Source organism: Acinetobacter sp. LT1 (assembly GCF_059800965.1).
The window spans coordinates 1-9,183 of sequence record NZ_JBBAXE010000029.1 but is presented as its reverse complement, the minus strand read 5'-3'; the positions used below and the strand labels follow the sequence as shown (position 1 = coordinate 9,183).

Here is a 9,183-nt window from a genome sequence, read left to right as displayed (position 1 = left end):
TATGACGGATTGACTACTAACTATGACGGATTGACTACTTAACTATGACGGATTGACTACTAACTATGACAAGTATATATTTGTCATATATTAGAAAAATCAATGGTTTTGTTTTGAATAAAAATCACGTTGTAAAATCAAATCAAGTAATAGAAGCATCGTATCAATTAAGTGCCGTAGAGCAACGAATTGTCTTAGCTGCCATTTCACGGATTCCCAAAAATCAGCCTATTACAGATGATGAGTTATACCCTGTTAGCGTCGATGAATTAAAACAATTGGGCGTACATGAGAAAACTGCATACAGAGATTTAAAGGAAGGTATTAATAGACTCTATGAGAGGTCTATTAACCTCAGTATTGATGATAAATCTATAAAAATGAGATGGGTGCAAGAAATCCAATTTTTAGATAGTCAAAGTGTCATTGGAATCCGTTTTTCAAAACCCATTCTGCCATTCATTTCCAATCTAAGTAGAGAATTCACCAAATATGCCTTATCAGACATTGCTGGGATCAATAGTGGATACGGTATTCGTATTTATGAGCTACTGGTTCAATATCGGCAAATAGGTAAGCGTGAAATTTCTGTTGAGAGTTTACGGACAATGTTAGAACTCGGTAAAAAGTACCCATTATTCGCTGATTTCAAGAAACGAGTAATTGACACTGCTATAGACCAAATCAATGAATATAGCCCTTTAAAAGTCACTTATGAGCAGAAAAAAACAGGGCGTAAAGTCACTCATATTATCTTTTCTTTTAAAGAAAAATCTAAATCCATAACACATACCTCGAAAGATTTTTATCAGCTATCTGATGCTCAAATTAATCTATTCGGGAATCAATTATCACGTTTACATGAGCTTTCCCATTTAGCCTCAGAAGGTGAAAGTTATGAGATTTTAGCTGCTAAAATTAAGGATATGCTTAGAAACCCTCACCAACAACAGCAGTTTTTGCCACACTTAAAGAACTTAGGGTTTAAAGCTTGAGTGTATTGAAGAATACACTTATTGTATTCTTCAATACGTATCCTAAATACACAGCAATACACTATGAAAACAAGTACAAAATACAGTGTTAGTGATGCAGCCACACTGTATAAGAAATCTCGTGCTACACTTTATAAAGATATAAAAAATGGGGTGTTAAGTCGTGATCATGATGGCTCTATCGACTTCTCTGAGTTACTCCGCGTTTATGGTGAACCTTTTAGTGGAAAACACTCAAAACACACTGATACGTCTCCAACACAAACTATAAATACACCTGAATACACAGACAATACAGTTATTGAACTAAAGAATCAGATCGATTTTCTAAAGAAACAGTTAGAAAAAGCAGAAGATCGCGAAGCTAAAGCAAATTCTCGTATTGATACATTACTTACCCTAATTGAAATGAAGCCAACTCAGGTTCATCCCACACCAACTTCAGATCAATCTTCAGTGCAATCTAGTCCATCTCAAGTAGAACCTACATTGAATGTAGATAACGACAAACATGACGGATTGACTACTCCGGAAAAAACGGAAAATAAGCGTATTCCGGTGCCGGAGCCGGTTGAACCGGAGCAGCCGAAAAGAGGGTGGTTAAGCCGGTTTTTCTTGCCGAATGGCTAAGGGTACTATTCAACTGAGCTAATCAAAGTTGTAAGGATTTGATTAAAGAATAGCCATATTACGTGAAAGATCACAAAAAAAAGCCCGTACAGGGATGTTCGGGCTATAAACTTTGAAATAAGTATATGAATTTCAAGGTAAATTATGACACATTTCGTATAAGGTGTATTATGTTAATAATATAAATTTTTAAAAGCATATTGATTTAATAATAGAAAAATTATCAGAGTAGGGCATGTGTAAAGTAAACGTTCGATTATTAACCAATAATGATTAAAGATTTATATCTTGTATGTGTTAATTTTATTAACATATATATACGAAATTAATAATGCCTTAAGTGAAATAGTATGCTAGGTGAAAATCATCATTTTTTAAAAAAATTTTCGATCAGTGATGCTGCTATAGCGTATAAAAAACCTCGCTCGACTATACTTAAATATATAAAAAGCGGAGATTTCGAACTTGACTACAATAAATTGATTGAATACAGTCAGTTAGTTAGAAAATTTGGTGAACTTACTTACCCTATACAGGACGAAAGAGAGCAACAAATCAAAAAACTAAAAGATGAAGTTATGCATTTAAAAAAACAACTTAACTTTTTTAAATATACTTCAATCTCAAACAAAAATAGACTATTAATTTCTCATAAACATTCCATTTAACATAATGGGCGTTATCCGAAATCGTCTTTTATAAGTTAAATAAAATCATGTACTTAGCTATTTTACATAACCCGAAACTACCGCAAAAATCCGCTTTGTTTCCAAAGCGGATTTTTTTTGAGCAAGGTTGATACTTCTTGCCAATAAAATTGGTTAAATAATGATCAAAAATAGCAATTCCATAGAGTTTTTAAGCCTTTTTTACCCAAAAGAATCCACAATTTATGCGGATAACCATTGGGATAAATTTTGATTATTTTTTGTACGTTTTGGCTTACAGCGTTTTACGAAATTGTCTGTATCTATCCCCCGATGAAGTCCTTATGATCAATCTATATGAACAAGATGTTCAATGACTTAAAACAACAATAATAACAATAATAATCAGTCAGGCACCATGACCATCAGGTAGTCAGCCCTACCTAGGCGCTCCACACCGAAAAATCCCGACATGATGTCGGGATTTTTTATTGTTAAAATTTAAATTAAATAAATTTTGTTATTTGAAATAAAGGGGATTGAGTATGAATGACTCTGATGATCGTAATCATAAGGTAATTCTTGAGTATCTACAGAAAGTACTAGAAAGAGAGCGAGATCGATTTTATAAATTAGATGACAAAGTATCTAAGTTATTTACGACAGTATCTACTGTGATTACAGGATTTCTAATTATAGTTAATATCCTTTTAGATCATAATAAAATTAGTATTTTTTGTTCTTCCGAGATTACTATTCTAAGTTTATTGTCACTTACAACATTCTGCTTCTTGTGCATGTCTTGGAACTTCCTTTTTAAAGTTTTTAATTTAAAAAAAACAGCTCACCTTCAACATCAAGGGTTTTGGAAATATTATAAAAATAGAGAAGAAATAGATTTTTATGAAAGAATCATTAAGGATCATGAAACTGTTATAGATACATACATAGAATCTAATGACCAAAAAGTTTTACTTTTAAAGAAGTCTTTAAGCAACATCTATTTATCAGCAATAATGTTTGTTATATTAGTTATTATCTATTTGATTTTTAAGTATCTAAAATGACCCAAAAAAATTCCAATACAAGTACCAACCCAGCTAATCAACAACCTCACAAAGATATCAAATCAGAAGTTCCACCTCCTCCTGTTAGATATGGTTTAGATGAAAAAATTAAAGCTGAAGTTCCAAAAAGTAATAAAAAATAATCTCTAATTATTGACAACAAAAAGCCCGAATATATCGGGCTTTTTACTTATCCAAAAAGTTCAGAATGAGATCCAATCCGAGCAAGTATTAGCTCATTATTATCTTCATCCACATCCCAAATTAATAATAAATCAGGTAAAATATGGCATTCCATATGGGGTTTCCACTCACCAATCAAAGGATGAGGTAAATACTCATCTGGAACAGTCCCTGTTTTTACCAAATGCTCATCAATAAGATCCTTCAAAATTAAGAGTCCTTTCTTAAGCTTTGGGTTTGAGCTTACCCGTTTAAAATCTTTTTTAAATTGTTTCTTGTACCTAATCGTCAGTGTCATCTTCTAAATCCGTAAACAATTCCTGAGCAGAACTAAATTTTTTAGGTTCTGCAACAGAGTTCATAGCCTCAATTGTTGTACGGTTAGGGGTTCTTAACTCTAAAGGAAATCCACCTCGATTTACTACTTGCGTTAATAATAAGCGAATAGCATCTGTAGTATTTAAACCCACTTCTTTTAGAATTCGCTCCGCTTGAACCTTTAATTCATTTGGAACCCTAGCACGTACATACTCATCTTTTTTTGCCAAAGTATTCATATGTTTATCCAGTAGTCAGTTCAGTAGTCAGTTCAGTAGTCAGTTCAGTAGTCAGTTCAGTAGTCAGTTCATTGATTTGGCTAAAGCCATTGTAGCACACATGTGCTACACAACAACTAACTTAACATAAAATCTCATCTACGAAATGCAGCAGCACGTGCTAGGATCCAATTAAATCTTTAATTGGGTTCACATCAAATACTCTATTGATCACTATAAGCTCGAACTTTCTCAAAAATTGGATAAAAGTCCAGACCATCATCCTTCATATCTGAAATTACGACTGCAATTACTGCAATCGTAGTGGGCACTTTACCGTTCTTTTTATAGTTGGTAATTGAATTTGCGTTCATATCTAAAAGCGCTGCAAATTCTTTAATAGAAAGGCCAGACTTACCTATAAGTCTTTGAAATTCTTCGTAAGGCATAGTTTTAAAAGCAGAATTGTTCTGATGGAAAAGTATAGCACAGATCATTTATTTACATTTAAACACATAAATAATGTGTTTAACACATTATTTATGTGTTTAAATGGTCTTATCAAGCAATTTTACTCTTTTGATAGGACTTGTTTTTATGAACCATTTCGTACAACCCAAGCTTCTTATTTCTTCTCAAGCAAAAAAGATTGGATTGGCATTAATTAACGATCTTGAACTTTGTATAACAGCACGATTGGCTTTTTATCTGGATGTAAATCCTTCCTATGACGGCCATGAGGCAACATTCATTTGGATCGAATATTTTTTACAAGATCATCCTCAAGCCGAATTTTCTGAAGTTAGAGAAGCCTTTCTACAACTTATCCCAGGATGTTAAACGATGATAATGAAATCTGTATTTTATGAGTCAAATACAGATTTCAAATTCTCTTTTTTATAAGACTATGAATTAAATTTTCTCAAATAACTCTGCAGCAATCTTCCTAGCTAAATTATCTTTATCAACATCCAGTTCTGATAAATCTATAGCATATTGAATTGCCTCACGACCTGCGATTTCAATAGGTCCATAGTCATCATAATCCTCACCTGTATAAGCATTGTAGTCTCTAAAATCATCCTGCGTGAAATCAACTCCACACATTTGAGCTAAGTAGATGTATAACCATGCTTCTCCATGATTTTTGAAAATTTCTTCATACAGGAAGTATTCAATAGCACTCGTATCACCTCGATTACACAAGTACAGAATCTGGTTGTAAACTGTTTCCTTGTCTGCATCCAAATTAATTTCATGAAGATTCATAGGTGAATTTTTAATATAAGATTCAAAGTGTTCCGCTTGCTTTATGTATTCTTCATACTTTTCTTTATTTTTCTTAGTCTCATCAGAATTGATATATTTTTGTTTATTATTGTCCCAACGACTTCCAAAATTTGAGCCATGTCGACCATAAGGGGCTATCTGATTTGCTAAATAACGATAGTAGGCCCCGAGTAGAGCATAAGCATCAGCATTCTCACGATCTTGCGCATAAGATAAAATCTTCTCAAAAATAGCCCCAATTTTTGAAAACTCGAAATAATCACCTCCAAGTTCTAGGTCATCCACCTTACCATTTTCAAAATTGATATAACTTAATTCCTCTCTTACAGCATTGAAGTTAATAACTTCTAAATTAAGCCATAAAAGTTCTCGATAGACTGTTTTAGAAATCGACAAATAAAACTCTTCTGAGGCATCTAACTTAAGTAAAACCTTAAGTCTTATAATAATTTTTCTAATCTGCTCCAATAGAACATTACCTTCATAATCATCCCAATGAAGATCATCTTCACTATAATTTAGATAATCTGTTTCAGGCGGATTTTCCAATATTTCTAGAGTTAGAGCATCAACCAATTCGTGCTGATAATACTCTTCAGAATCATCATATTGAGCATCAAGTAAAAGATTTTGAGCAACAAAAGAGCTATAGGTCCTATAGTCCTGATCTAAAGCAATTAATTCATAAATATGTGAACGGCTAATCTTTACAGAATGCTGTTCCTGAATTTTTTTAGATAATTGAAATGCGAATTCTTGAATAGACATAATTTTCTCTACTTCCAACTCTAAACTCTTTATACAAAGAATCTTTGGTGTCATAAGACTTCTAGCAACGCATGTTTAAATGCTAAGAACCAAACGAGTTGATACTTAAGAAAATTAGATTTTAGATATGGCTTTAAAAATTAAACCTATGGTTTTTTATCCCTTTTCTACTCATGCGTAAGTACGGTAGGCGACCTTATTTTTAAAATAATAAATTTCGCATAAATTTACAATTGCCAAAATAGAAAAGTCAGCTAAAAAGCGGACAGTCAAAAAATTCATTCTTTTTCAGACCTACTTTTTATCTTTTTTTGAGCATTTATAATCACTAAATCGAGAAGCGTTAAAGTCTGCCCTTTTAGGCTATATCCAGACAGCTGATGGAGAACCTCAAAAAGTAGCTGATACTTTTCTGTATTTGGTCGCTCTAGTGCCCAAACCTTTTTATAAAGTTGAGATTGACGAAATTTCCCGGCAAGAAAACGGTCAATTTCGATTCTTTTTAGAAACTTTTTACTGTCTAAATTTTCATCATCTTTTACTTTATAAAGACTTAAAACCCCACCACCCACTTCAAACTTACGTTGATTTTCAGCCTTTCGCTTTTTCCCGGCATACTTTTTCTGGATCTGACTCAAATACAGCTCCAAGTCACTGTATTCAAGCTTTTGCGCTTTAAAATTCAGATAACGCGTACACATCGTTTTCAGGATATTCATTTCAGCCGGATCTAGATCATCTTTTTTATAATCTTGGTACAGCTCCAGGAATTTTTCTTCATACTCAGTCCTTCCTGGAGTTATCACCAACTCATCAAACAACAACTGAAGTTTCAAATGCTCACGGTACGGTTTTAACGCTTCTTTCACCAGAATCTGCTGAGCTTCTGACAACATTTCAAAATTAAAGTCTTCAGCTTGTAGTGCAGCAATAACCTGATTTTGCAGTTCAGAGCGAGGATCTTTTTCTAACAGGAACTCAACGAAAGCGTGTAACTCTGCCATTTGTAAAAGTTGAGCTGGTCTACCACGCTTTTTTGCTTTTTCTTGGGTCATATCATCTGCCGCCTAATTTTCAGAACTGCTACCGATTTAAATATGGTTTTACCATATTTAAATCGGGCAGTCTGAAAATAATTATTTAAATTAAAAATAAAATTTCTTGAAAAGAAATTTTATTTTTAATTTAAATAATTCGCACTTGACAGTTTCTTCTAATCGAAGAAACTAGTACGCAATGGGGCGATTCCCCCTTGACCCCCTTTAACCGGATTTCTCAGCCATTCAGGCATTTCAAAATCCGGACGGTTTTCATTCCGTTTCACTGCATAAAAACCGGTCCCCAAGCCACCAGAGGTGAACATGGCCAGCTACCATTTCAGTGTAAAAAGCAAAAATAAAGGCTATGCGACCGGCCACTACCTCTATATTTCCCGGCTGATGCAATATGAAGGCATTCGAAAAACAAGCAATGAAACCATAGAACATATTGAACCTGGACGTTGCATGCCCGCCTTTGTCAAAGATCCGATTGAGTTTTGGCAGGCAGCCGATAGTCATGAACGAGCCAATGCCAAGGCCTACATGGAGTATGAAATTGCCCTCCCCAACGAGTTCACGCCAGAACAGCGTAAAACGCTCATAGAGACGTTTTTAGACAAACACATAGTCCCACAGCAATATCCTCACTCATACGCCATACACAACGTAAAATCACGCATCAGTGGCGAAGATCAGCCTCATTGTCACCTGATGTTCTCGCTAAAAGCGGATGACGGCATTGAACGCAGCGCAGAACAGTACTTCAAACGCTATAACCCTCAAGATCCAGCCAAAGGCGGTGCTAAAAAAATCCAACTTCAAGATGGCCATGAAAACTATTCCACTTTTTTGATCTATATCCGAAAACAATGGGAAAATCATTTGAATGATGCCCTTGCACAGCACTGCCCGACCGTCACCTACACACTGGATGGCCAAGACATCACCATCAAAAATCAGGTTTCAGCAGACAGCTATGAAAAATATAACGAGATCCACAGCACGCTATACCTTCCAGAGCCAAAACTAGGCGTTGGCCAACAAAATGCGACAGCGGAATATCTCGCTCAAATCCAAAAAATCCGAGAACACAACCAGCAAGAACGAGAACTCGAAGAACGCCAAAAGCAATTAGATCAACAACATGAATATTTTTATAGTGCTGAAAACCATCCATTTTCATCATTGGAAGTGATGTATTACCTGAATTACTTAATCAAAAATGCGAAAAATAAGGAAAAACTGGAAAAAGATTTTAGTGAAATTATCAAAATTCAAGAGCCTATACTGCACCAAGAAGGCTGGAACCTGAATAACATGAATCGAAAATTGAGAGATTCAGAACATAACTCAACGCCACGCTTTGAGTTTGAAGTCCATTCCCAGCCAAATTATCCATTACCCATGCAAAATAAGCCCCCTCAACCCGAACAGCCAAAGCCAAAATCTGATGATTATGATTACGGTGGTCCTGGTTTTTAAAATTATCTGGCTTTATTCAGGCCTTACAGAGCGAGTGTCTACGAGCGAACAGACCCAATTAAAATTTTCGCCATGCTTTTTCCCTGATTACAAACTCCCCTTTGCTGCTGAGACTGAGATACAGAGCATCCCGGAGGGTGCGAACAGATTTAATTTGCATCTAGGTCGAGCGAAGCGAGTATAAAAAACTTATGAGCGAAGCGAATTCCGAGTTGCTTTTGCTTTTTTGAAGTTATCACGAGATTAACCCAAAAATTGCCCCTTCGAACTGAGCGTAAGCGAAGTTCAATAGAGTTTGAGCGTAGCGAAAACATAGGGCAATTTTTCATTCTTTCCTTTTTAATATATTTTAAATCTTTTAAATCTTTTCAGTCGTCTCTGTGCCTTATATAGCAAAGGTTTCAACGTTTAAATATGACGGATTGACTACTAACTATGACGGATTGACTACTAACTATGACGGATTGACTACTTAACTATGACGGATTGACTACTAACTATGACAAGTATATATTTGTCATATATTAGAAAAATCAATGGTTTTG

General features: G+C 34.7%; 12 protein-coding genes. 7 read left to right on the top strand and 5 right to left on the bottom strand.

The features are described from left to right. Nucleotides 1–65: 65 nt before the first annotated feature. From repM to WBW42_RS18655, 5 genes are all read left to right on the top strand, one after another. The gene (gene repM / locus WBW42_RS18675) at nt 66–995 is read left to right on the top strand and encodes a replication initiation protein RepM (protein WP_000200914.1); all 930 of its coding nucleotides are present in this window, start codon (nt 66–68) and stop codon (nt 993–995) included. A 63-nt stretch (nt 996–1,058) separates the two neighbouring features. After that, nucleotides 1,059–1,625 (top strand): plasmid replication DNA-binding protein, encoded by a 567-nt coding sequence (locus WBW42_RS18670; RefSeq protein WP_000858429.1) that lies wholly within the window; start codon nt 1,059–1,061, stop codon nt 1,623–1,625. A 350-nt stretch (nt 1,626–1,975) separates the two neighbouring features. Next, nucleotides 1,976–2,293 carry a hypothetical protein gene (locus tag WBW42_RS18665; protein WP_005065053.1) on the top strand — a complete coding sequence of 106 codons (318 nt, stop codon included), beginning with the start codon at nt 1,976–1,978 and terminating at the stop codon, nt 2,291–2,293. A 524-nt stretch (nt 2,294–2,817) separates the two neighbouring features. After that, a complete protein-coding gene (locus tag WBW42_RS18660) occupies nt 2,818–3,339 on the top strand; it encodes a hypothetical protein (RefSeq protein ID WP_000999915.1) in 522 nt (173 codons plus the stop codon). Next, on the top strand, nt 3,336–3,482 hold the full coding sequence (locus tag WBW42_RS18655; protein WP_000192351.1) for a hypothetical protein: 147 nt from the start codon (nt 3,336–3,338) through the stop codon (nt 3,480–3,482). The genes WBW42_RS18660 and WBW42_RS18655 overlap by 4 nt, the downstream gene beginning before the upstream one ends. A gap of 47 nt (nt 3,483–3,529) precedes the next feature. On the opposite strand, the gene WBW42_RS18650 is transcribed toward WBW42_RS18655, so the two are convergent. From WBW42_RS18650 to WBW42_RS18640, 3 genes are all read right to left on the bottom strand, one after another. After that, nucleotides 3,530–3,820, bottom strand: a complete 291-nt coding sequence (locus tag WBW42_RS18650) for a type II toxin-antitoxin system YafQ family toxin (RefSeq protein WP_000176412.1) — start codon at nt 3,818–3,820, stop codon at nt 3,530–3,532. Beyond that, a complete protein-coding gene (locus WBW42_RS18645; protein WP_005140357.1) occupies nt 3,804–4,079 on the bottom strand; it encodes a type II toxin-antitoxin system RelB/DinJ family antitoxin in 276 nt (91 codons plus the stop codon). The genes WBW42_RS18650 and WBW42_RS18645 overlap by 17 nt, the downstream gene beginning before the upstream one ends. Nucleotides 4,080–4,282: 203 nt before the next feature. Continuing rightward, on the bottom strand, nt 4,283–4,507 hold the full coding sequence (locus WBW42_RS18640) for a helix-turn-helix domain-containing protein (RefSeq protein WP_002072934.1): 225 nt from the start codon (nt 4,505–4,507) through the stop codon (nt 4,283–4,285). A 148-nt stretch (nt 4,508–4,655) separates the two neighbouring features. On the opposite strand from WBW42_RS18640, the gene WBW42_RS18635 reads away from it, so the two are divergent. Beyond that, nucleotides 4,656–4,898 carry a hypothetical protein gene (locus tag WBW42_RS18635; RefSeq protein ID WP_001015364.1) on the top strand — a complete coding sequence of 81 codons (243 nt, stop codon included), beginning with the start codon at nt 4,656–4,658 and terminating at the stop codon, nt 4,896–4,898. Nucleotides 4,899–4,970: 72 nt separating this feature from the next. On the opposite strand, the gene WBW42_RS18630 is transcribed toward WBW42_RS18635, so the two are convergent. Next, a complete protein-coding gene (locus WBW42_RS18630; RefSeq protein WP_002072939.1) occupies nt 4,971–6,170 on the bottom strand; it encodes a hypothetical protein in 1,200 nt (399 codons plus the stop codon). A gap of 224 nt (nt 6,171–6,394) precedes the next feature. Continuing rightward, complete coding sequence (locus tag WBW42_RS18625) at nt 6,395–7,171, bottom strand: hypothetical protein (protein WP_000191151.1); 777 nt, start codon at nt 7,169–7,171, stop codon at nt 6,395–6,397. Nucleotides 7,172–7,477: 306 nt separating this feature from the next. Here WBW42_RS18625 and WBW42_RS18620 point away from each other — a divergent pair, with 306 nt between their 5' ends. Next, the gene (locus WBW42_RS18620) at nt 7,478–8,638 is read left to right on the top strand and encodes a MobA/MobL family protein (protein ID WP_000179382.1); all 1,161 of its coding nucleotides are present in this window, start codon (nt 7,478–7,480) and stop codon (nt 8,636–8,638) included. The last annotated feature ends 545 nt before the right edge of the window (nt 8,639–9,183 follow it).